Annotated in this window: 25 protein-coding genes; 14 read left to right on the forward strand and 11 right to left on the reverse strand. The window is 36.7% G+C overall.

The window, feature by feature from the left end:
* The first annotated feature begins 138 nt into the window (after positions 1 to 138).
* Positions 139 to 867: a histidine phosphatase family protein gene (locus CDA10_RS07680; protein WP_089605019.1), complete on the forward strand. Its 729-nt coding sequence runs from the start codon at positions 139 to 141 to the stop codon at positions 865 to 867.
* 141 nt (positions 868 to 1,008) lie between these two features.
* On the opposite strand, the gene rpsT is transcribed toward CDA10_RS07680, so the two are convergent.
* Positions 1,009 to 1,275, reverse strand: coding sequence for a 30S ribosomal protein S20 (gene rpsT / locus CDA10_RS07685; RefSeq protein WP_010114753.1), 267 nt, complete (start codon positions 1,273 to 1,275; stop codon positions 1,009 to 1,011).
* Between the two features lie 214 nt (positions 1,276 to 1,489).
* On the opposite strand from rpsT, the gene CDA10_RS07690 reads away from it, so the two are divergent.
* From CDA10_RS07690 to CDA10_RS07730, 9 genes are all read left to right on the forward strand, one after another.
* A complete protein-coding gene (locus CDA10_RS07690) occupies positions 1,490 to 2,155 on the forward strand; it encodes an NAD-dependent epimerase/dehydratase family protein (protein ID WP_089605020.1) in 666 nt (221 codons plus the stop codon).
* A gap of 12 nt (positions 2,156 to 2,167) precedes the next feature.
* A complete protein-coding gene (gene rraA / locus CDA10_RS07695; RefSeq protein WP_089605021.1) occupies positions 2,168 to 2,680 on the forward strand; it encodes a ribonuclease E activity regulator RraA in 513 nt (170 codons plus the stop codon).
* A 27-nt stretch (positions 2,681 to 2,707) separates the two neighbouring features.
* Positions 2,708 to 3,496 (forward strand): glutathione S-transferase N-terminal domain-containing protein, encoded by a 789-nt coding sequence (locus tag CDA10_RS07700; RefSeq protein WP_089605022.1) that lies wholly within the window; start codon positions 2,708 to 2,710, stop codon positions 3,494 to 3,496.
* A gap of 288 nt (positions 3,497 to 3,784) precedes the next feature.
* A complete protein-coding gene (locus CDA10_RS07705) occupies positions 3,785 to 4,726 on the forward strand; it encodes a Dyp-type peroxidase (protein ID WP_089605023.1) in 942 nt (313 codons plus the stop codon).
* Between the two features lie 126 nt (positions 4,727 to 4,852).
* Positions 4,853 to 5,206 (forward strand): hypothetical protein, encoded by a 354-nt coding sequence (locus tag CDA10_RS07710; RefSeq protein ID WP_089605024.1) that lies wholly within the window; start codon positions 4,853 to 4,855, stop codon positions 5,204 to 5,206.
* The gene (locus CDA10_RS07715) at positions 5,203 to 5,562 is read left to right on the forward strand and encodes a hypothetical protein (protein WP_089605025.1); all 360 of its coding nucleotides are present in this window, start codon (positions 5,203 to 5,205) and stop codon (positions 5,560 to 5,562) included. The genes CDA10_RS07710 and CDA10_RS07715 overlap by 4 nt, the downstream gene beginning before the upstream one ends.
* Positions 5,563 to 5,826: 264 nt before the next feature.
* Positions 5,827 to 9,285, forward strand: coding sequence for a transcription-repair coupling factor (gene mfd / locus CDA10_RS07720; protein ID WP_089605026.1), 3,459 nt, complete (start codon positions 5,827 to 5,829; stop codon positions 9,283 to 9,285).
* Positions 9,286 to 9,642: 357 nt separating this feature from the next.
* Positions 9,643 to 10,077: an HIT domain-containing protein gene (locus CDA10_RS07725; protein WP_089605027.1), complete on the forward strand. Its 435-nt coding sequence runs from the start codon at positions 9,643 to 9,645 to the stop codon at positions 10,075 to 10,077.
* A gap of 51 nt (positions 10,078 to 10,128) precedes the next feature.
* The gene (locus CDA10_RS07730) at positions 10,129 to 11,580 is read left to right on the forward strand and encodes an adenylate/guanylate cyclase domain-containing protein (protein ID WP_089605028.1); all 1,452 of its coding nucleotides are present in this window, start codon (positions 10,129 to 10,131) and stop codon (positions 11,578 to 11,580) included.
* Positions 11,581 to 11,702: 122 nt separating this feature from the next.
* Here the strand turns inward: CDA10_RS07730 and fdx are convergent, their stop codons facing one another.
* The 8 genes from fdx to CDA10_RS07770 all read right to left on the reverse strand — a co-directional run bounded on the left by fdx (position 11,703) and on the right by CDA10_RS07770 (position 17,948).
* Complete coding sequence (fdx, locus tag CDA10_RS07735) at positions 11,703 to 12,041, reverse strand: ISC system 2Fe-2S type ferredoxin (protein ID WP_010114772.1); 339 nt, start codon at positions 12,039 to 12,041, stop codon at positions 11,703 to 11,705.
* 16 nt (positions 12,042 to 12,057) lie between these two features.
* Positions 12,058 to 13,917, reverse strand: coding sequence for a Fe-S protein assembly chaperone HscA (hscA, locus tag CDA10_RS07740; protein ID WP_089605029.1), 1,860 nt, complete (start codon positions 13,915 to 13,917; stop codon positions 12,058 to 12,060).
* A 73-nt stretch (positions 13,918 to 13,990) separates the two neighbouring features.
* Positions 13,991 to 14,506, reverse strand: coding sequence for a Fe-S protein assembly co-chaperone HscB (gene hscB / locus CDA10_RS07745; protein WP_089605030.1), 516 nt, complete (start codon positions 14,504 to 14,506; stop codon positions 13,991 to 13,993).
* Positions 14,507 to 14,604: 98 nt separating this feature from the next.
* Complete coding sequence (gene iscA, locus CDA10_RS07750; protein WP_010114775.1) at positions 14,605 to 14,925, reverse strand: iron-sulfur cluster assembly protein IscA; 321 nt, start codon at positions 14,923 to 14,925, stop codon at positions 14,605 to 14,607.
* 44 nt (positions 14,926 to 14,969) lie between these two features.
* Complete coding sequence (gene iscU, locus CDA10_RS07755; RefSeq protein ID WP_005010233.1) at positions 14,970 to 15,356, reverse strand: Fe-S cluster assembly scaffold IscU; 387 nt, start codon at positions 15,354 to 15,356, stop codon at positions 14,970 to 14,972.
* A 107-nt stretch (positions 15,357 to 15,463) separates the two neighbouring features.
* Positions 15,464 to 16,681, reverse strand: a complete 1,218-nt coding sequence (locus tag CDA10_RS07760; protein WP_089605031.1) for an IscS subfamily cysteine desulfurase — start codon at positions 16,679 to 16,681, stop codon at positions 15,464 to 15,466.
* Between the two features lies 1 nt (position 16,682).
* Positions 16,683 to 17,156, reverse strand: a complete 474-nt coding sequence (locus CDA10_RS07765; RefSeq protein WP_089605032.1) for an Rrf2 family transcriptional regulator — start codon at positions 17,154 to 17,156, stop codon at positions 16,683 to 16,685.
* A 138-nt stretch (positions 17,157 to 17,294) separates the two neighbouring features.
* Positions 17,295 to 17,948: a hypothetical protein gene (locus CDA10_RS07770; protein ID WP_089605033.1), complete on the reverse strand. Its 654-nt coding sequence runs from the start codon at positions 17,946 to 17,948 to the stop codon at positions 17,295 to 17,297.
* A 297-nt stretch (positions 17,949 to 18,245) separates the two neighbouring features.
* On the opposite strand from CDA10_RS07770, the gene CDA10_RS07775 reads away from it, so the two are divergent.
* The 3 genes from CDA10_RS07775 (at position 18,246) to CDA10_RS07785 (ending at position 21,161) form a co-directional block, all read left to right on the forward strand.
* Positions 18,246 to 18,725 (forward strand): phasin family protein, encoded by a 480-nt coding sequence (locus CDA10_RS07775; RefSeq protein WP_089605034.1) that lies wholly within the window; start codon positions 18,246 to 18,248, stop codon positions 18,723 to 18,725.
* 165 nt (positions 18,726 to 18,890) lie between these two features.
* Positions 18,891 to 19,163 (forward strand): HU family DNA-binding protein, encoded by a 273-nt coding sequence (locus CDA10_RS07780; protein ID WP_010114788.1) that lies wholly within the window; start codon positions 18,891 to 18,893, stop codon positions 19,161 to 19,163.
* A 129-nt stretch (positions 19,164 to 19,292) separates the two neighbouring features.
* Complete coding sequence (locus CDA10_RS07785) at positions 19,293 to 21,161, forward strand: SurA N-terminal domain-containing protein (protein ID WP_089605035.1); 1,869 nt, start codon at positions 19,293 to 19,295, stop codon at positions 21,159 to 21,161.
* Positions 21,162 to 21,479: 318 nt separating this feature from the next.
* Here CDA10_RS07785 and CDA10_RS07790 read toward each other — a convergent pair whose 3' ends face one another.
* Positions 21,480 to 22,130: an A1S_1983 family putative colistin resistance protein gene (locus CDA10_RS07790; RefSeq protein ID WP_089605036.1), complete on the reverse strand. Its 651-nt coding sequence runs from the start codon at positions 22,128 to 22,130 to the stop codon at positions 21,480 to 21,482.
* 101 nt (positions 22,131 to 22,231) lie between these two features.
* Here CDA10_RS07790 and ispF point away from each other — a divergent pair, with 101 nt between their 5' ends.
* Complete coding sequence (gene ispF, locus CDA10_RS07795; protein WP_089605037.1) at positions 22,232 to 22,723, forward strand: 2-C-methyl-D-erythritol 2,4-cyclodiphosphate synthase; 492 nt, start codon at positions 22,232 to 22,234, stop codon at positions 22,721 to 22,723.
* Between the two features lie 94 nt (positions 22,724 to 22,817).
* Here the strand turns inward: ispF and CDA10_RS07800 are convergent, their stop codons facing one another.
* Positions 22,818 to 23,342: a protein tyrosine phosphatase family protein gene (locus CDA10_RS07800; RefSeq protein WP_089605038.1), complete on the reverse strand. Its 525-nt coding sequence runs from the start codon at positions 23,340 to 23,342 to the stop codon at positions 22,818 to 22,820.
* Positions 23,343 to 23,402 lie beyond the last annotated feature (60 nt).

Below are 23,402 nucleotides of genomic sequence, written 5' to 3' on the forward strand. Positions count from 1 at the left end.
TGAACTTGATAGATATGCTTTATCGATATAAATGAAAATATTGTTCTTTTTTCAGCAAAGCGTTCATTTTTAGATTTGATTGAGAGTTTAGCCTCACATGGTATAGTGGAGCAGTGTAGATGAGAGTTATGATTGATTATGGCCTTAGATTTATTGCCAAAGAGTATGCTAAAAGCAATTGATTTGTTGCCAGATACAAATACGCCTGTGACTTTATTCACCCGACATTCGATCCGTGAGGTGGTGAATGGGCAGGGATTGTCAGGTTATGATTTGCAATTGACTTCAGAGGGGCGTGATTTAGCTCAAGCTTGGGGTTCTTATCTCATTGATCATACCGACCGCATTATTCAACATTGTATTTCAAGTCCGATTCAGCGTTGTGTGGATACGGCAGCGTTGATGATTCAAGGTGCCGATGCCATTTTGCCTGATAATAATACGCATCATATTGAAATTGTCGAAAAAGGTTTATTGGTTGAACCAGGGAGCTTTGTACTTGATATCAAACAAGCTGCACCGTATTTCCGTAAACAAGGTGCTTTAGGTTTTATCAATAGTTTTGTGAATAATACCTTGCCTGGGATGAAACATCCGATTACTGGTGTCGTGGATGTACTTGAATTAATTTATGAAACGCATCCAATAGGGCAAAATAAACTGAGCCTTGCGGTCAGCCACGATACAATTCTCGCCGCAATTATTGCTGTTATTTCCAAGCGAACCCAGATTAAACAAAGTGATTGGCCTGAAATGATGGAGGGTTTATTTGTTTGGTTTGAGGGTGATCGTTTTGCGGACTGTCATTTGAAGTGGATTTGGCGTGGGGAGAAAGGCGATCTTTCTATTCGAGAGTTTCAACAATAATAATTGTGTAAGTGTGAACATTGATTGTTAATAAATATCTCAAATTTATTTTTGATTTAAATTTTCAATAAAAACGTTAAGATTATAAAGTTTGAGATACAAAAAAAGCCCTAAATTAGGGCTCTTTTTTCATGCAACAACTTAGTTAGCTAAAGCTTTAACTTGTGCATTTAAACGGCTCTTATGACGAGCAGCTTTGTTCTTATGGATGATACCTTTATCAGCCATACGGTCGATTACTGGAACAGCTTTTTTGTAAGCATCAGTAGCAACAGTATAGTCGCCAGCAGCGATAGCAGCTACTGTACGTTTGATATAAGTACGAACCATAGAACGTAAGCTTGCGTTGTGTTTACGTGCTTTAACGTTTTGTTTAGCACGTTTTTTTGCTTGAGCAGAGTTTGCCACTCGTGCACTCCTTGAAATAGATTGGTCTGGGCGGGCTGAAATCACATCTGAAAACCTACATCAGAGAATTTTCACCAGCCCGTAAACAAGTGCCGTATTGTGATTAAAAAGCGCTTCAAAGTCAAGTCTTGGCTTGCTTTGGCAACATTATAGATGCAGAAAAATTTTAAATAAAACGTTAGATTAGTAATAAATACAGGAGATTGTTTAAAAAATGACTAAATCAATTAAAAGTGCGATTGTAATTGGGGCAACAGGTTTGGTGGGGAAAGCTTTAATTGAGCAACTTCAGCAAAACCCAAGTTGTGAGAAAATTACAGCGATTGTAAGGCGTGAATCAGCTGACTTTAAATCTTTAAATAAAGTTGAGCAATTGGTTCTAGAAGATCTTTTATTACTCAATGATCAAGATGTCAGTGGCTATAGCCATGCCTTTAGTTGTCTTGGGTCAACCATTAAAAAAGCAGGTTCAAAAAAAGCTTTCTATAATATTGATTTTGAAATTAATGCGCATTTTGCTGATTTATTTGAACTGACGGAAACACATTTTCTTTTGGTTAGTGCATTAGGTGCGAGTGCAAGCTCACCAATTTTTTATAATCAAGTCAAAGGAAAATTGGAACAATATATTCAAAAACTGGATTTATATCGTATTTCGATTATCCAACCATCATTGCTGATTGGTGAACGCCAAGAAAAAAGAACCGTTGAAGGGGCGATGCAAAGTATCTATCAAAAGGTTTCGCATTTGGTTCCAAATTCTTTTAAATATAAGCCAGTGACAGCAGAACAAGTGGCTCATACTATGGTCGAGGCTGCACAAACTCAGACTGAAAATTTTGAAATATATGATAATTTACGCATACTCAATGCCAAATAATGGAGAATTAAAGTGACTACAGTTCCATTCGTAACTTGTGATTTATTAGATGACAATCCAGACAAAGATATTCAAACCTTAATTCCGTCAATGGATGGTAAATTCTTCAAGAGTTATGGTGCGCGGAAGACATTTGGTGGGCAAATCGTGACAGTCAAATGTTTTGAAGATAATTCACGAGTAAAAGAATTATTGGCAACGGATGGGGCAGGTAAGGTTTTAGTGGTCGATGGTGGTGCGTCTATGCGTTGTGCGTTGATGGGCGATATGATTGCTGAATCAGCCGTCAAAAATCACTGGAATGGTGTTGTGATTTATGGTTGTGTGCGTGATGTTGATGCATTGGTAGAGCTTGATTTAGGTGTACATGCATTGGCTGCAATTCCACAAAAAAGTAATCGTAAAGGCCTAGGTGAAGTCGATATTGCCTTGTATTTTGGCAGTGTAAACTTCAATTCTGGTGATTATCTTTACGCAGATAACAATGGAATCGTAGTTGCAAAAGAAAAATTAGTCGATTTATAAGATCAAGCAAATCATAAGGACAATAAAATGGTGCACCATCAAATAAAAGTTGTACAAGCGTTGGTTTCAAGTCTTGCTGCGGGTGGTCGAGGCGTTTCAGGGACAGCATTTCCCAATCAACCTGAAAAAGCATTAAAATTGTATGAGTTTGAGGGGTCACCATTTTGTCGTCGTATACGTGAGGTTTTAACTTTATTAAACCTTGATTATGAGGTCTATCCATGCCCTAAAGGCGGAACGAAATACCGTAAAATTGTCAAAGAGCAAGGTGGAAAGGCGCAATTTCCTTATTTTGTCGATGAAAATACAGGTGAAAAACTGTATGAGTCTATAGCGATTGTCGATTATCTATTTAAACATTACGGTAAAACAGGTAAGACGCCACAAAAATATGCGAAATATCCGCAATATCCTTCTGTTGCGATGGTTGGAACAATCCTCAATGGAGCACGTGGTGTATGGATTGATAAAAAAATTATCAATCGTGAAGCGCCTGCTCAGTTGTTGGAATTATGGAGTTTTGAAGCAAGTCCGTACTCACGCATTATTCGTGGTGTGCTTACAGAATTAGAATTACCTTTTAAATTACATAATGTTGCGAAAGAACGTTGGCAAGATATGGGGCCAGCAGTTTTGCGTTTAAAACCAGGTAAGTATGAACCATTGCAAGGTGGTAAGCGTGAAAATATCATTCCTATCATGGGGCGTAAGAAAAAAGATATTCAAGTGCCATATTTGGTCGATCCCAATACAGGGATACATTTATTTGAATCTGAAGCGATTGTGAAATATTTGCAAAAACAATATGGTGCATAACGTTGTTAATATATTGATTTATTAGACAGAAATATTCATATTGAACATAGAAGGCATCTGAAAAGGATGCTTTTTTATGATAAGTGAATATAAAACCATTATTTTGAATGTGTATCTGATAAAAATATTAGGCTTAAAGTAATTCTAGGGTAAATTGCTTTAAAAATTATTTTGAATATTAAGTCACGTTAAATCATAAGTTTGTTTATGAATAGTTACTGTAATTGACAAAATCCTGTTTGGATTGTGATAAATTGACAAAAATATTATCAATTTAGGGATATTTATATGACTACAACTCGAATCCAACCTGTAATCAGCCGTCCTGGTGAGAATGCATTATTTATTGTTTTGGGCTTAAAGCAAGGTGCAGAGGTTGTAGATAGTGTTATTGATTTCTCAGCTAATTTTTCAGCATTAACCCGTAGTTTAACCAATCGTTATCCGGATGCTCAATTTAATGCAACATTGGGTTTTGGTTCGGATGCATGGGATCGTTTATTTCCAGAAGAAGCTAAACCTAAAGAATTAGAAACATTCCAAGAAATAAAAGGCCCTAAATATACGGCTGTTTCAACTGTTGGAGATTTATTTTTCCACATTCGTGCAGACCGACAAGCACTTTGCTTCGAGTTGGCAAGTATTATTCAAGAACAATTACAAGATGTAACTACCCCAATCGATGAGGTACATGGCTTTCGTTATTTTGATGGACGTTCAATTATTGGTTTTGTAGATGGTACTGAAAACCCTGAACATGAAATTGCCGCGGAATATGCATTGGTCGGTGATGAAGATGCAGAATTTAAAGGCGGAAGTTATGCCTTTATTCAAAAATACATGCATGACATGGACAAATGGCGTGCTTTGAGTGATGAAGAACAAGAAAAAGTGATTGGACGAAAAAAGTTTAATGATGTGGAATTAGGTGATGATGTTAAGCCGAAAACTGCACATAATATGGTGAGCAAGGCACATGATGAAGATGGTAATGAATTAAAAATTATGCGTGCAAATATGCCATTCTCATATCCATCTAGAAATGAATATGGAACTTTCTTTATCGGTTATGCACGCAAATTTAGTGTGACACGTCAAATGTTAGTACACATGTTTCAAGGTGATGCAGAAGGTAATTTAGACAGTTTATTGGATTTTAGTTCTGCAAAAACAGGCACTTTGTTCTTTGTACCGACTGTTGATTTTCTAGATGATTTAGGTGATGAGTAATTTCATCATTTTCTAATAAATATTACTCATTGATTTAATATTGAAGGATGCTTGATCGCATCCTTTTTTAATTCTCATGTTGAATTTTGTTATGATATATAAAGTGTTGAATGAGGATAATTGAAAATGTTGAATAAACTTGTAGAAATGTTTAAGAGCAATAAAGAAAGTGCCGAGCAAATTTTTTTACGTGAAAATTATATCCAGATTGATACTGAAAAGGGTTATATCGTAGATGGTGTGGTGGTGAATGCGTTGTCTGAGCGGCTTGAGTATTTTTCTAATCGTAAATTAACAAATTTTGATGATTTAGAAGCGTTGTTTTATAAAGCGATTTTGATCAATGAAAAGATTGATTTGGAAATTGCTTCAAGTCGTTATGTCGCGAGATTGGGAAATACAGAAGAAAACCTAATGCAACTCAAAGTAATTATTCAGAAACTTAATGATTATTATAAAGAATTTAAACGAGACAGATGAATATCATTACATTAAAGATCGTGAAAATTACAGCGTATATAGAAGACTATTGTGCTGTTTTAGCTTTCGCATCAGCTGTCACAGCTGAACCTGAACATTATTTGATTTTAAGTAGAGAAACTTCGGAACGGATAGGAGGTAACGGTGTATCAGAGCCAGACTGGGCGTTAGAAATTCAATTTAATGGTGAAATTAATCAATTGAAGGCGTACCAGATGATCAATGCACAGCGAATTCATTTTTTCTTTGATGAAAATGTTTTGCTTGACGTTGAATTGCCTATAACGCACGATATTGATATTCAATATTGGGTAAATTTTATTTTTGAAAATACAGAAGTTATTGAGAAGTCCTAATATTGCTGGCGAATAATTAGGTAGAAACGATTGCACGAACCAAAATATTTATACAGCTTTTTAAATAAAACCATTTTTATTCGATGTTATGTTGCTCATAAAGATTATGACGCTATCAATGATGCTCAACTGAAATGATATTTATCCTAAAGTAAAAACGATGGTATTTAGTAACTATTCTTGTCTATAGAACAAATAAAATCACTGAATTCAACAAAGTCATCATGTTAAACTATCGCCATGTCTTTTAGACCAATAGCGATCATGTTCCAAAAAGAAATCTCTGAACTCAATTTAAAACAACTTAAAATAGGTGAAAAGCGTTGGATCGGCTCGATGCTGGGTTCTTCTGCGGCTTTATTATTTAAAGAAATTTCAGAACAATCTGAGCAACTATTTGTTTTAGTTGCAAGAAATAATCAGCATTTAGGACAGCTCGAAAGTGAACTCGAGTTTTATGGCATTAAACCAACGATATTTCCAGACTGGGAAATATTGCCATACGATCGCTTATCACCACATCAAGACATTGTTTCAGAGCGTTTATCTATTCTTTCAAATATGCCTAAAAAAGGCATTTTACTCATTTCTGCAACAACGCTTGCGCAACGTGTTGCTCCAACCTCATGGGTACTCGGAGAACATTTTGATATCAAAGTAGGGCAGAAGTTTGATTTAGAACAACAAAAACTTAAATTGGTTCAGGCTGGCTATCATTTAGTCGATACAGTTTATGATCATGGTGAATTTGCTGTACGTGGTAGCATCATGGATATTTATGCATCGGGCCAGAATGCGCCAATTCGTATTGATTTATTTGATGATGAAATTGATAGTTTAAAATTCTTCGATCCAGAGACACAACGTACCACAACAAAGCTGGATCGGTTTACAGTTCTGCCTGCCAAAGAATTTCCACTGAAAGAAGCGCGTTCAATTTTCCGCGATCGTTATGCAGAAAGTTTTCCAACGGCAAATCCTAAAAAGAATCCAATTTATCAAGATGTTTTAGAAGGTATTGCATCACCGGGCTTAGATTTCTATTTTCCGTTATTCTTTAGCAAAGAAGCGATGCAATCACAAAGTAGTTTAACATCGTACTTACCAAGTAATTCGATTGTCATTACAGATAAAAATATTGATGAAGGATTAACCACTTTTTGGAAGGATGTGATGCGACGTTATGAGGATCGTCGTCATAATGTTGATCAACCTTTGTTGGCACCAGAAGAAATATTTTTACAACCGAATCAAATATTTGAATATTTAAACCAGTTTTCAAGAATTATTGCTTCAACTGAAGAAATTGAGAAAAAAGCAGGTGTTATTCATTTAAATGTAGAACAACCGCCAAAACTACCTGTTGACCCTAAACAAGAAAAACCTTTTTCAGCTGTCAAAAAATACATCGATGCTGCTAATCATCCTGTTTTATTGGTTGCTGAAAGTGCAGGACGCCGTGAAACCTTAAAAGATGCGTTACGTGCCAGTTTAGGCGAAATTCCAGTTGTTGAAAATTTTGAAATATTCCGTAAATCCAATTTTTCTGTTGCAATCACCAATGCTCCTTTAGATCGTGGTTTAGTGGTCGCTGACCAATTATCGGTTATTTCAGAAAACCAACTTTATGAACATCGTGTTGTTCAACGCCGTCGTAAGCGCCAACAAGAAGTTTCAGAAGAATTTTTAATTCGTAGTTTAACTGAACTGAGTATAGGTGCACCCGTTGTCCATATCGATCATGGTGTTGGGCGTTATGCGGGCTTGGTGACCTTAAATATTGACAATCAAGACTATGAATTTCTGCAACTGAATTATGCAGATGCAGCGAAAGTTTATGTTCCAGTCACACATTTGCACCTGATTAGTCGTTTTAGTGGGGGTGATCCTGATTTAGCGCCATTGCATAAGTTGGGTACAGATGCATGGAATAAAGCAAAACGTAAAGCTTTAGAGCAAATTCATGATGTGGCTGCGGAGTTGCTACATATTCAAGCGCGTCGTCAAGCTAAACCGGGTTTGAGTTTCGAACTTGAACAAAGTAGTTATATGCAATTCTCTAGTGGTTTTGCCTATGAGGAAACACTCGATCAAGCCAATGCGATTGAAGCAACTTTATATGATATGCAACAAGCGAAGCCGATGGATCGTTTGGTTTGTGGTGATGTTGGCTTTGGTAAAACAGAAGTGGCAATGCGTGCTGCCTTTGTCGCAGTACAAAATAACAAACAGGTTGCAGTCTTGGTACCAACCACACTTTTGGCACAGCAGCATTATGAATCTTTCAAAGATCGTTTTGCTGATTGGCCAATACGTATAGAAGTGCTTTCACGCTTTGGTACCAATAAAACCCATACAAAAATCATTGAAGATTTGGCCGATGGTAAAGTTGATATTGTGATTGGTACACATAAAATTCTTCAGGAAAATGTCCAATTTAAAAACTTAGGTTTAATGATTGTCGATGAAGAACATCGCTTTGGTGTTCGTGATAAAGAACGTATTAAGGCGCTACGTGCTGATGTAGATATGTTGACACTGACAGCAACGCCAATCCCGCGTACTTTAAATATGGCATTTAGTGGGATGAGAGATTTATCGATTATTGCGACACCGCCTGCACGACGTTTGGCCGTAAAAACATTTGTGAATGAACAGACCAATGAAACCATGAAAGAGGCGATTCTTCGTGAATTACTCCGTGGTGGACAGGCTTATATTCTGCATAATGAAGTGGATACGATTGAACGTGCTGCTGAAAATATTCGTAATTTAGTCCCTGAAGCTCGTGTTGCGGTAGCACATGGGCAAATGCGTGAGCGTGAGCTAGAGCAAGTCATGCAGCAGTTCTATCATAAAGAATATAATGTTTTGGTGTGTTCTACGATTATTGAAACAGGGATTGATGTTCCAAATGCCAATACCATTATCATTGAGCGTGCAGATAAACTAGGTTTAGCACAGTTGCATCAGTTGCGTGGTCGTGTTGGACGTTCACATCACCAAGCTTATGCTTATTTGATGGTGCCATCCTTGAAGAGTTTAAAAGGTGATGCGGAGAAGCGTTTAGATGCAATTATTCGAGCGTCAAACCTTGGTGCAGGTTTCATGTTGGCAACAGAAGATCTGGAAATTCGTGGAGCTGGAGAGCTGTTAGGTGAGCAACAAAGTGGTTCTATGCAAGCGATTGGCTATAGCTTGTATATGGAGATGCTCGAAAAAGCCACCAAAGCGATTCAAAATGGTAAAACCCCTAATTTTGATGCACCGTTATCATTGACTGCAGAAATTAGCTTACACATGCCAGCCTTGATTCCAGATGATTATTTGGGTGATGTGCATCAACGATTATTATTCTATAAACGTATCAGTAATACAGATACGCAAGAAAAACTAGACAATATTCGCATGGAATTGATCGACCGATTTGGTGTACCACCACAGGCGGTTAAACAATTATTTAATGTGCACCAAATTCGAATTCATGCAGAATTTTTAGGCATTACAAAAATCGATATCGGTGCGAATGGTGGTGTTGTAGAATTTTCACCTGATACGCCAGTCCAAGCAATCAGTATTATTCAACTCATGCAAAAACAGCCAACTTATTATCGTATGGAAGGCGGTCAGCGGTTAAAAGTGATGGTGATGTTAGAGGAGTATGAAAAGCGTATTCAGTTTATTCAAGAGTTATTGAACAAACTTATTTCAGAGTTAAAGTGAGGTTGATTTAAGCGCTAAATCAGCATTCATCTGAGCGGTTCTGCATACGTTCTGCTGTCCAAACTTCCTGAACAAGGCGAATGAAAAGCCTGAATTGTTCAGGGAGACGCATTCATTTTATGATTGAGAAAAAAACTATTGAAATATGAATGTTCTATAAAAATAAAATATAGAAAATAATTGAAAAATTTAGTTCAAACATCTTGTAAAAAATTTGTGATTCTTTAAAGTGTAATTGTGACTAAGTTCAGATTAATCTGTATTAATTTGTACAGAAACACAAGCTAAGCAATACTCACATGAAAACCGATGTGGTAGTATTGTCCATCATTTTAATTTTGCGTCATTTATAAAGATATGTTTAGTTTGCATCCACAACTTGCTCAAGATACTTTTTTTGTAGGCGATTTTCCGCTTTCAACATGTCGTTTAATGAATGATATGCAATTCCCGTGGTTGATCCTTATTCCACGTGTACCGGGTATTACAGAGCTTTATGAACTGAGTCAAGCAGATCAAGAGCAGTTTTTGCGTGAATCAAGTTGGTTGTCTAGTCAACTTTCTCGTGTTTTCCGTGCTGACAAAATGAATGTAGCAGCATTAGGAAATGTAGTTCCGCAATTACACTTTCATCATGTTGTTCGTTATCAAAACGATGTAGCTTGGCCTAAACCAGTGTTTGGTCTTCAAGCAGTTCCATATACAAATGAAGTTTTGGCTCATATGCGTCAAACGCTCATGTTAGCGCTACGTGGTCAAGGTGATATGCCGTTCGATTGGCGTATGGATTGATTCAACAGCACATAGGAAGTGTTTAATAAATGACATTCGAGGTAAAATATTTTGCCATTTGACCGTATGTTAGATAAAGAGCCTAAGCAATTTGAAATATTCCAAAGATTTATGGGGTATTTAATTATTGCTTTGCTGGTTGTTATTTATTATTTCACTTCACCTATAGCAAATTATCAAATTTATGTTCCGATTTTTATCGTCTTTATTTTTTTAATTAGTCCAAAGCTTTCACGTTGGCTTGAATATCGTTATGGATATGAAGCTCGAAAAAATATTTATTTTTTAATTGATGTTGTGGTTGTTTCCACAGCACTTGCTGCTGTTCATCTAAGTTTAGTGGTTACTTTTGTACTGCTTTTTGCGCTGATTTATACAACGATCAATAATAAAATCTCATTTATGATGGGATCTTTGGCAACTTTAATTGCTTTTGTGGTCTTTTATACCAATATTATTTTTATTTTTGGCTTTGAAGGTTATTTCGAACAGACCAGTCTTGAGCTTTCGGTTTTATCCTTTGTTAGCTTAATCATGTATGTCAATATTGGAAATTATTACCAAAACCGCCGCATGAAACTTGTTGAAAAACAGAAGCAAACTTATTTTAATGAAATGAATCGCTATATTGAGCTATCAAACCAGCTTAGTCGATATGCACCATTACAATTGTGGCAAGCCATTATGCGTGGCGATTCTGAAGCAAAGATTGAATATAAGCGTAAAAAAATAACAGTATTCTTCTCAGATATTCAGGGCTTTACTGAACTTTCTGAAACACTGATCCCCGATGATTTAGCCTTTGTTCTAAATGATTATCTAAGTCATATGACCGAAATTGCAAAACAATATGGCGGAACGATTGATAAATTCATGGGTGACGCCATTTTGATTTTCTTTGGTGATCCTGACTCGCAAGGTGTAGAGCGAGATGCTAAAAACTGTATGGATATGGCTTTGGCAATGCGTCAGCAAATGACTTTTTTGCGAGAGCGTTGGGTTAAAATGGGTTATGCACCACTCCATATTCGTATGGGTGTGAGTACAGGTTATTGCCACGTAGGGAACTATGGTGCGGTTCATCGTATGGCCTATACGATAGTAGGGCGTGATGCTAATTTGGCAGCACGTTTGCAATATGCTGCTGAAATTGATGAAATTCTAATTTCAGAAGAAACATTCAAACTAGTCAAAAATGATTATCTATGTGCACCTAAAGCACCGATCGAGTTAAAAGGTATTCAAAGTAAAGTTCGAACTTGGCAAGTGATGGAAAAATATTCAGCAAGTAAAAATGAAAATCAGCAATGGTTTGATTATGAATACAAAGGTTTTCATTTGGTGCTAAATTTGGAAGAAGTACAAAATTTTGAATATGCTGAATTGGTCGAGGTTTTGGAAAAGATGGTACAGCGTATTAAAGTTCAGCAAAAATTAATCAATTCTCAAGGCGTTGCAAAATTGAATGCTGAAGATGAAGTGAAATCGAATTATTTGATTTAACGTGCTGTTCAATTCAATCTCGTGATTTTAGTTATTTATACAACAATTAAAATTTATTTATAAAAAAACCACTCAATTCAATTGAGTGGTTTTTTATGTATTACATGGTCATTGATTGAGAATTAATGGTTCTCTGAAGCATGGTTGATGGTGTATTTTGGAATTTCAATTTCCATATCTTCATCGGTAATTTTAACTTGGCATGAAAGGCGAGAATCAGGTTCTAAGCCCCAAGCACGGTCAAGTAAATCAGCTTCAACATCATCCATTTCATCTAGGTTGTCAAAGCCTTTACGTACAACGACATGGCAAGTTGTACATGCTTTTGACATATCACAAGCATGCTCAATTTTGATACCATTATCGAGTAAGCTTTGACAAAGATTAGCATTTTCTTCAACTTCAAACTCAGCACCATTCGGGCAAATTGTTGCGTGAGGTAGTACTTTAATACGTGGCATAGTCTTTACCTATAAATTAGTTTGAGTTTGACCAGTCATCAAGTTTAGTGCCTTTTAAGGCATGATCAATATGCTGATTCATTCGTTCAGCTGCAAAAGCATCGCTATATACTTTTAACTGTTCAATCGCATGTTCAATCGACTTGATGTTATCGGTTTCAAGTTGTGCTTTTAATTGTGCAGTCGCTTGATTAAGTGAATCTAATTGTTCAGCACTTAAAAGTTGTGCATCAACTTTCAAAGCCTGTTCTAATGCTTCAAGCTCACGACGAGCTTCAACCTTAGTTTCATTTAAGTGGCGAAGATTTTTATCTTTTTCAGCAAATTTATAGCCATCTAAAAGTAGACGTTCGGTATCTGTTTCAGACAAGCCATAAGATGGTTTGATGTCGATCTGTGCATTTACACCTGAAGTCGTTTCTTTGGCTGAAACTGTCAATAGACCATCAGCATCGACTTGGAAAGTGACTTCAATACGTGCCTGACCTGCAGTCATAGGTGGAATGCCACGTAAAACAAAACGGCCTAAACTTCGACAATGCTCAACCAAATCACGTTCACCTTGCACCACATGGATCAGCATGGCAGTTTGACCATCTTGATAGGTGGTGAATTCTTGACGACGCGCCACTGGAATAGCGGTGTTACGTGAAATTAAGCGTTCAACTAAACCACCCATGGTTTCTAAGCCAAGAGAAAGCGGGGTAACATCCAACAGTAAAGATCCATCTTTTGAATTACCAATCAATTGATTGGCTGTGATGGATGCACCAATTGCAACGACTTCATCAGGATTGATTGTACAAAGCGGTTCTTGTTTGAAAGTGGCTTTTACTGCATTTTGTACAGCATAAGATCGAGTTGAACCACCGACTAAGACAACATTTTGAATATCATCAAGTTCGAGCTTGGCATCACGCATGACACGTTTGCATACACTGATGGTTTTGTCTAAAGCAACTTTGATAATTTCTTCAAATGTGCTGCGATTTAAAGTTAAGTGATGGCTAAGCACTTTAATATCAACAGACTCCGCATCGCTTAAAGCTTCTTTGGCTTTACGTGCAGATACAATGAAATGTGCATATTCAGCATCATCTAAAGTATCTATATTGAGTTGTTTTTTAGCCCATTTAACAATTAAGCGATCTAAGTCATCGCCACCCAGTGCGGTATGACCACCCGTGGCTAAAACCTCAAACACGCCTTGAGAAAAACGTAAAATTGAAACATCGAAAGTACCACCACCTAAGTCATAAATCACATAATTGTGATCATTTTCAAGGTTGCTTTCTTGATCCAAGCCGTAAGCAACAGCAGCAGCAGTAGGTTCATTGAGTAAACGTAATACGTTTAAACCTGCAAGCTCAGCAGCATCGCGTGTTGCTTGGCGTTGTGCTTCATCAAAATAGGCAGGAACGGTAATCACCGCACCATTGACAGGGTTATTTAAGCTTTTTTCGGCACGATCTTTGAGTTGTTTTAAGATTTCTGCAGAGATTTCTACGGGCGTTTTACGTCCCTGAGCTGTTTCAAAAGCTGGCATTTCATTTTCAGCACCGACAAGGTTGTATGGGTGTTGGAATTTAATATCTGCTTTAGAACGTCCCATGAAACGTTTAACTGAAACAATGGTATTTTTAGGGTCTGTCGTGATAAATGGTTTTGCCGCATCACCATATTCAGTTGTATTTTTAGAATAATGGGCAATAGATGGTAGAAGTACGCGACCATGTTCATCATTCAGAACTTTAGCTTTTCCAGATAATACTGTGGCAACTAAAGAATGTGTTGTACCTAGATCAATACCAATTGCGATACGATGTTCGTGTGGCGCACTTGATTGACCTGGTTCAGCAATTTGCAAGAGTGCCATGTGTTACATCCTTAAAATATACAAACTTAAAATATACAAAATAATGTTTTAAGAGAATGGGTTAAATCTAAAGTTAGAAATCGTCATCTAAATCAAAGTCTTCATCATCTAAAAGATGATCTTCGGCTTTTTCAATATCATTCATAACTTTTTGAAAAAAACGTAATTTACGAACAGTATCTCGTGCTTCAGCCCAATCTTCATCTGAATAATCAATTTTAAACTCACGAACTAAGCCTTCAATCCATTGATTGACTTCTTTTTTAAGAGAGTTTAATTGGTCAGGAGCACTAGCTTCATCCAGTTGTTCGCGGATTTCTAAAGCAGATTGCAAGAATTCAAAATCACTAATGGATTGATCTAGATGGTGATCTTGTTTTTTGAGAGCTAAAAGATAAGCGGCCCGACTATCGACATTAGATAAAGCTTTGTATGCTTGATTAATTTCACTCGATTTAATCAAGGCTTGGTCTTTATCTTCAGCTTTATCAGGGTGATATTGTTGTTGCAATTTTAAAAAATTAGCTTTTAAGGTTGCTAGATCAATATCGAGCGCTTCTGGGAGACTAAACAGCTCAAAATGACTCATGGGAGATACTCATCCACGATGTTTTGCAAGAAAACGGTATAAATAAATATGATTAAAACAGTGTTGTGCACTGTTTTAATGTGAAAAGTGTAGGGTGATTAAACAGTGAAAGATTCACCGCAACCACATTCACCTTTTTTGTTTGGGTTGTTAAATTCGAAGCCTTCATTTAGACCATTTTTTACATAGTCCATTTCCATACCTTCGAGATAAACCAAACTTTTTGGATCTACAAAAACTTTAACACCAAACTGTTCAAAAATTTGATCATGCGTATCTATGTCATCAACAAATTCAAGTACATAAGCTAAGCCTGAACAGCCTGAAGTTTTCACACCAAGACGAATACCTTCACCCTTACCGCGATTTTTTAAATAATTGCTGATATGAGTTGCAGCATTTTCAGTTAAATGGATCATGAAAACTCCGTTATAAAATGATCTGTAAAATAAACCTACAGATATTAGGCTTTAGTTTTCTTGCTACGGTAATCTTCAACAGCAGCTTTAATGGCATCTTCTGCAAGTACTGAACAGTGTACTTTTACAGGAGGTAGAGCAAGTTCAGTTGCGATATCAATGTTTTTGATCGCTTGAGCTTCGTCTAAAGTTTTACCTTTTAACCATTCAGTTACAAGTGAACTTGAAGCGATTGCAGAACCACAACCATAAGTCTTAAAGCGTGCTTCTTCAATTACACCATTATCATCCACTTGGATTTGAAGGCGCATAACATCGCCACAAGCAGGTGCACCGACCATACCTGTACCAACGTTTTCTGCATTTTTGTCTAAAACACCTACATTACGAGGGTTTTCGTAATGATCGATTACTTTTTCACTATAAGCCATGATGCTTCTCCAAACCTCGGGGTCAGCGTTGATAATATGTATTGCTACAGTCTAATATGAGGGCATTTCACTGATTTTCAATAAAATGCCGAGTTTTGATTATGTGATTAGTGTTCAGCCCATTCCACTGTACTTAAATCAATTCCTTCTTTGTACATATCCCAAAGAGGAGAAAGTGCACGTAATTTTTCAACGGCTGCTTTGGTGATTTCAATGACGTGGTCAATATCAGCTTCAGTTGTGTAATGACCAAAACTAAAACGGATAGAGCTATGTGCTAATTCATCAGATAGACCAAGTGCACGAAGTACGTAAGAAGGTTCTAATGTTGCAGAAGTACATGCTGAACCTGATGATACAGCAGCATCTTTAAGTGCCATCATCAATGATTCACCTTCAACAAAGTTGAAACTTACATTGAGATAGTTGGCAACATTATAAACAGGATGTCCATTTAAGAACACTTGTTCTAAATCTTGTAAGCCATTCCAAAGTTTGTCACGCAGTACGCGTAAACGTGTTTGTTCAGCTTGTAAATTTTTACCTGCAAGTTCGAATGCTTCACCCATACCTACGATTTGGTGAGTTGCAAGTGTACCTGAACGCATACCACGCTCATGACCACCGCCATGCATTTGACCTTTAATACGAACTCGTGGGCTACGGCGTACAAATAAAGCACCGATACCTTTAGGTCCATAAATTTTATGTGCAGAGAAGCTCATTAAATCTACTTTCATTGTTGAAAGATCGATTTCAACTTTACCAGCAGCCTGAGCGGCATCTACATGGAAATATGTTTTGTTCGCACGAGTGAGTTCACCGATTGCGGCAACATCTGTCACAGTACCGATTTCATTGTTGACCATCATTAGTGAAACAAGAATGGTATCTGGGCGTAATGCAGCTTGAACCATTTCAGGAGTAATGAGACCTGTTTGTGGTTCAGGTTCAAGATAAGTGATCTCGAAACCTTCTTCTTCTAATTCACGACAAGTGTCTAAAATTGCTTTATGTTCAATTTTACTTGTGATGATGTGTTTGCCTTTAGACCCATAAAATTGCGCAATACCTTTAAGCGCAAGATTATCTGATTCAGTTGCACCAGAAGTCCATACGATTTCACGTGGGTCAGCTTTAATTAAATTAGCGACTTGTTCACGTGCATATTCAACTTTTTCTTCAGCTTGCCATCCATAAGCATGGGAGCGAGAGGCTGCATTACCGAATGTACCGTCAAAGGTTAAACATTCCATCATGCGTTCTGCTACTTGAGGATCAACAGGTGTAGTTGCTGCGTAGTCAAGATAAATCGGACGTTTCATGTCAAATACCTGTAACCGATAATAGGGCTGAATCAAGATGTGTAGAGTTTTGACGAACGGCAACGGTTTGTACGTTGTCACGCGTGACTAAGTCTGCAAGCGAGATTTTAGCGAGATAATCGGCAATATGGAGAGAGAGTTCTTGCCATAAATCATGAGTTAAGCACATTGCACCATTTTGGCAGTTTCCTTTATGGTCACAACGTGTTGCGTCAACTGTTTCGTTTACGGCTTCAATAATTTCTAAGACAGTAATTTCTTCAGCACTACGCGCTAAGTGATAACCACCATTCGCACCACGAACACTTGAGACCAAACCATGACGCTTTAATTTTGCGAACAATTGCTCAAGGTAAGCGACAGAGATTGTTTGGCGGGCTGCAATTTCTGCAAGCGTAATCGTTTGCTCAGGTGGCTGCAATGCTAAGTCAAGTAATGCAGTCACTGCGTAGCGACCGCGAGTAGTTAGGCGCATGATTCGATACACATGTTTTAGACTAGATGTTCGAATTTTATGAATCCTGACTAAAATAGTCAAGTATTTTTGAGGTTAATTCTGACTATTTTAGTCAGAATTTGTAATTGTTCATTTAATTATAGATTCTCTTAAGAATTAAGAAAAAATCTGCCATAAATTATACACGATTAATGCGAAAAATAGAATGCTTACTAAGCCAAAAGCAGTATTCATTCTTTTTTGGTTTTGCTTCATTCGTTTAATACGGTTTTGGTACTGCTTAACTTCGACTTGTAGCGTATTGATTTTTGAGCGTTGTTGATCAATTTTTTCCAATAATGGAGCAATACGTTTTTTTGAAGCACGTGTCTCCTGATCATTATCAGGATGAGTCAGCCATTGTTTCCAGTCGGACAGCAGTTTTGGCACTGTTAAATGAACGACTAAATCACGAAACTGGTCTTTAAGTTCGGCATTGCCTTCCAAACGCATTTTCTTCATACTGCGGCGATTGGCAAAAACAAAAATTTGAATTAAATCAAGCAATGTACTGCTAGCTATTAAGTCAGCCTCTTTTTCGAAAGGCTGTAAATTGAATAATATTCCACGATCTGTAAATTGAATATAAAAATCAAAATAAGGAATGTAGCTATTCACTTTAATGGTCATTTGTTGCGTGACAAATGTTTTTGCCTGTAAGCGAACAACACGATCATGCTTCAATACGAAAGAATAAATTGTCTCCAATATAATCATGACAATGTTTAGCAACAAACGAGTTTGACCTTGTTTTTGTTGCGCATCATTCATATAAAATTCCTATAACAAAACAGAGAGTCCGATCTCTTAAATCTAAAAAGTGAATGTATTCACGAAATCCATTTACAAAAATATTCTCAAAAAAGAAACACTGAATTTTCTATTATGATTACGAAAATATTTATCGCATAACCATTGTTGAATTGCAAAGCGTTACTTAACATTAAATAATTACTTTTGCTTTGTAGAACAGTTTAGCAAAAGGTTCAATACTTTTATTTGATATTATAGGGATATTTTCTACATAATTTGGTCATTTAAGCAATTAAATGCAGGAGTGCGGGTCAGATGGAGCAAGATATGAAAAATACAAGTGTAGAACAATCGGATCAAAGCAAGGATCAAAAGGAACCTATTTCATCGCAACAAAGAAGTAAATTTCAAAAAAAATCGGCCTTAGATTTTAGAAAATATACCAAACAAATTTGGTTGGCAGGTTTGGGTGCTTTTTCTCGTGCAGAAGAAGAAGGTAATAAATTGTTCGATTCTTTAGTCAAAGTTGGTGAAGAACTTGAATTAAAAACAGTTGAAGTGACGGATCAGACGGTCAACAAAGTTGCGGAAAAAACCAAAGAATCTGTGACAGATACCAAAGATAAAGTTGAAAAACTAATAGACCAAAGTGTTAACCATTCACTTAATCGTATTGGTTTAGTGACTGCAAAGGATTTACAGCATTTAGAAAACTTAATTTTACAGTTACATACTAAGGTTGATGAACTCGTCGATGAGAATAAAAACTTACGTGAACAATTGCTAAAAAAATGAAATAAATGCTGTGAAAGTAAAAAAATCTCATTTTTTGGTCATAATTTTTGTGAAAAGCTGGTTTGGAGTCTTGCGTTTTCCCCCAAAGCATTGCTATAAAGTCGTCATGGCCTTTGATCTACAGCCTTGGAACTTAAACAAACGATATAAGAGGACGTAATCTTCATGAATAAATCAGAATTAATCGACGCGATTGCAGAGAAAGGGGGATTGTCTAAGTCTGATGCAGGTAAAGCATTAGATGCGACTATTGCTTCAATCGGTGAAGCACTTAAAACGGGTGATACAGTAACTTTAGTTGGTTTTGGTACTTTCAGTGTGAAAGACCGTGCTGCACGTACAGGGCGCAACCCAAAAACTGGTGAAGAACTACAAATTAAAGCAAGTAAAGTTCCTAGCTTTAAAGCGGGTAAAGGATTAAAAGATTCAGTAGCTTAATCTTTTACTGCAATAAGCGCGCCCAAGTGGCGCGTTTTTTATAAAAATTGTCAAATTATAATAGATTGCTCATTCATTCATTTCTGAATTTCAGTTAGAATCCCTACGAAATAAAATATTGGAATACTCATGGAATCGTTTCGTACGCTCATAAGGGGCTGGTTTGGTAAAGTTCTCCTTGTGTTATTTTTGGCGCCATTTGCTGTAGTTGGTATTGAGGGTTATTTCAGCGGTGGGCAAAAAGAAGACGTAGCTAAAACCGTTAATGGTCAAGATATTTCGAAAAAAGATTTGGAAGCGCAGACAAAAGCGTATAAAGATCAATTGCTCCAACGCTTAAATGGCGATGAGTCTTTGCTCAATCAGTCTTATATTCAAAAAACCGTTCTTGATAATTTAGTTGCGCGTGCATTGCTGATTCAGCAAGCGGACAAGCTGGGTATTTCATTAAGTGATGCACAAATTGAGCAAATGATCGCTCAACAACCAAGTTTTCAAGAAAATGGTAAGTTTTCACAAACGTTGTATGCAAATTACTTGCGTTCTGTGGGAATGACCAATCAAACGTTGATTGCGAATTTACGTCAAGATCATGCTTTAAAAATGTTAATGGGTACATTTACAGATAATGCATTGGTCAGTAAAACTGACATTCAACAGATTGCAAACTTACAAACTGAAAAACGTGAATTGTTTTTATCAAGTGTGAAACTTGATGAATATAAAGCTGGTGTTAAAGTGACGAATCAGGAAATTGCTGATTACTACAACAAACATCAAAATAAATTCAAGCAAGTTGCTTCTGTTGATGTGGATTACGTTGTTTTAAGCCCTGCGACTTTGACACAGCCGAATACAGCTGTATCGGATGAGGAATTAAAACAAGCGTACAATCAGTTTGTTGAAAAACAAAACAAAGATGCTAAACGTGATGTGAAGCATATTTTGATTACCCTAGATAATCGTACACCTGAACAAGCTGAAAAACTTGCGAATGATGTGTATGCGAAGATTCAAGCAGGGACTTCATTTGCAGCTGCTGCAGCACAATATTCAGAAGATCCAGACTCGAAAGCAAAAGGTGGTTTACTCGCTGCCTATGTACCAGGTGCTTTTGGTACTGAATTTGACAATGCAGTTTCAACCACTACAAATGGTCAAGTCTCTAAGCCTGTAAAAACGCAGTTTGGTTATCATTTGTTAGAAGTGCAAACAGTTGCGGGTACAGTGCCATCATTTGAAGCTAAAAAAGCAGAATTAACTGCGGAAGTATTAAAAAGCAAATCTGCAAATTATTTCTCAGACACTGTAAATAGCTTAAATGAACAAGTTGTCAGTGGTGATAGCTTAGATGTGATTCCAGAAGCAATAAAAACTGTGAAAGTTCAATCTGCTAATGGTGTAACTTTAGGTACGGCAGATCCAATCCTTGCAGATGCGGCTGTTAAATCTAAGTTGTTTAGTGAAGATGTGAAAGCAGGCAGCCAGACTGCGTCAAGTAACATTCAAACTGCAAATGGTGATACTGTTTGGATTAAAGTACGTAAATATCATGCTGCAGGTGTTCAACCTTTAGCACAAGCGACTGAGCGTGTTAAAGCACAACTTATTGAGCAAAAAGCGTTTGATGCTGCACATGCGAAATTGAATGCAATGTTGGCTGATTTCAAAAAATTACCAGCGCAGGAAGTGACGAAGAAATATCAATACAATTTTGTGCATGCAGGTATTTTCACTCGCTCGCAAGGTTTGAAACGTCCAATTGAACGTGCTGCATTTAGTCAGTCTACGCCTAAAGCGGGTATGTGGTCTGTGACTACAGCGAAATTGCCTGATGAATTGGTTGTTGTTGCGGTATCAAGTGTGACAAAAACACCGATTGATGAGTTAAGTCCTGCTGAAGTTCAACAATTGACTCAGATGTATCAAAAATTCCGTGGTGAACAAATACTTGATGATTATTCACGTTATTTAAAGTCACATGCAAAACTTAAATAATTTTGTATTCCTTTTTATTTTGAAATAACTTGATGTTGTTTCACACAAAAGCCCAATGAAACTCATTGGGCTTTTGTGTTTTAAAGTAGTTTAAGAATATTCAATGTATTGTCTTTATTCTCTAATTTACCTTTGAACTCATTTTATAAAAATTATAGATATTGGACTTTATTATAAATTTTGATTTTGAGTAGTGAATCCCTTTTTTAAATTCAAGCGTGTAGATGATTCTAGATACTACGCTTCTATTAAAATCACTTTCATATCTACTTATTTAGCAATTTAACTACAATCTATGCGATTCATGCAGTATAAAAACTAATCATATAAGCGGTAAACACCAGTAAAACGTTCACAGCCTTTCTGTTCCGTTTTAATCGACAAAATAGACTTTTGGAAATTGAGTTGATATTTACAGTCATGCTCATTGTCCAAAATGTCACTCTTTTTTTCAGGCGTGGTGTACGCCAATAAGGTGACTATTTGTGTATCTTTACGATTGTTGGGATTGCGATATGCGATACCTTCAACTTTGATACGGTCTTTGGTTAATTGATGGATTTGCAAATGAATCGGTTGTTTTGATATTTCGCCTTGTTCATATTTAATGAAATGTTGCGTTAAACTTTGATTCATTGAAGTGTAAAAGTTGAAATCTTCTAAGCGAATATCAATTTGTTGTTGAAAGCAATCGTTAGATTTACATTGCTTTAAACGGTTGAACCATAACTGATTGGTATCATTGATTAAACGAATAGGCGCATCTGTAATGAGATAAGCCGTTAAATATTTTTCATTTAATTGTGCACGCAAATCTTTAAATTGTGCTCCACAAAATTTCTTTAAATTTGAAGCGTTTGTTTGCTCGCAGCTCATCGGTAAAGCATAAACAGCAGATGTGCTGATACAGCTTAAAATGAGAGCAGCTAAGCGTGTTTTAGTTTGATTAAATTCTGTATTCAACAGCATGATCGCTTATACTTTCACAATGTTTGCATACGTACTATAGCGAAATAGAAAGTACGAATACAAGATTTTTCAAACTAAAAAACTGCATAAAGGGGCTGAAAATGATCATACCGATTCGTATTGGGCAAGGAATGGATGTACATGCTTTTGATGAAGGTGATTTTGTGACTTTGGCAGGTGTGCAAATTCCACATACGCATGGCTTAAAAGCACATTCAGATGGTGATGTGGTATTGCATGCATTGTGTGATGCTTTGTTAGGTGCGTTGGCTTTGGGGGATATTGGACAGCATTTTCCAGATACAGATCCAGAGTTTAAAGGTGCAGATAGTCGTAAATTGCTGAAACATGTTTATCAGCTAATTTTAGATCGTGGCTATATTTTGAATAATGCTGATATTACTGTGGCTTGTGAGCGTCCAAAATTGGCGAAACATAATCTAGAAATGCGTCAAAGTATTGCAGATGTTTTGGATGTGGATGTTACACAGATCAGTATTAAGGCAACGACAACTGAACAATTAGGATTCACAGGACGTCAGGAAGGTATTTTATCCACTGCGACAGTGTTGATTACGCATCCTACGAAGTAAAAAATGATCAGTTAATCTGTTGCAACGTTTAATATCTAACGTTTATTTTGAATGATTAACTGATCGATCTTTTTTATATCTGCAAATCCACGGATCAAAAAAACTGATCCGCATTCATTAAAGAATGTTGCAAATCTTCTGTGGCTTTGCGCCCTTGAAGTTGCAAGCCGACTGCATGGATTAAACCCGTCCACGTTTCATTGGGTTCCCAAATTTGATGCAGTAGCTCTTGAGCCGTCGACATATCGATATCCATGAAATATTGACGATATAAATACATTAAACTACTAACGCGCATATTCAGAGCGCAATGCACCCAAATCTTTTTTTCCTGAACCAAATGTGCAATTAAATCCAAAGCAAATAAACATTGGTCATCGGCAGGAGTGTCCCATAAAATTGGAATCTGAATATAGTTAAGCCCAAGTTCAACACAAATTTTATCTTCGCCATCTAAATGTGGGTCAGCATCATTAAAAGCAAGATTGATAACAGTGTCTATGCCATATTCTTTAATAAGCTGAAATTGCTCTGCCGAAGGTTGCCCCGAAGTAAATAAACGTTCATGTATAAACTGGAAGCTTGGAATTCGGCTGAGCTCTTGTTCAAATTCGTTCATAACATTCTTACAGAAAAAAGTTTTAATGACATCATAAACAAAAACGCCATCTATGTAGAT

The organism is Acinetobacter piscicola (assembly GCF_002233755.1).
Lineage (GTDB): Bacteria > Pseudomonadota > Gammaproteobacteria > Pseudomonadales > Moraxellaceae > Acinetobacter > Acinetobacter piscicola.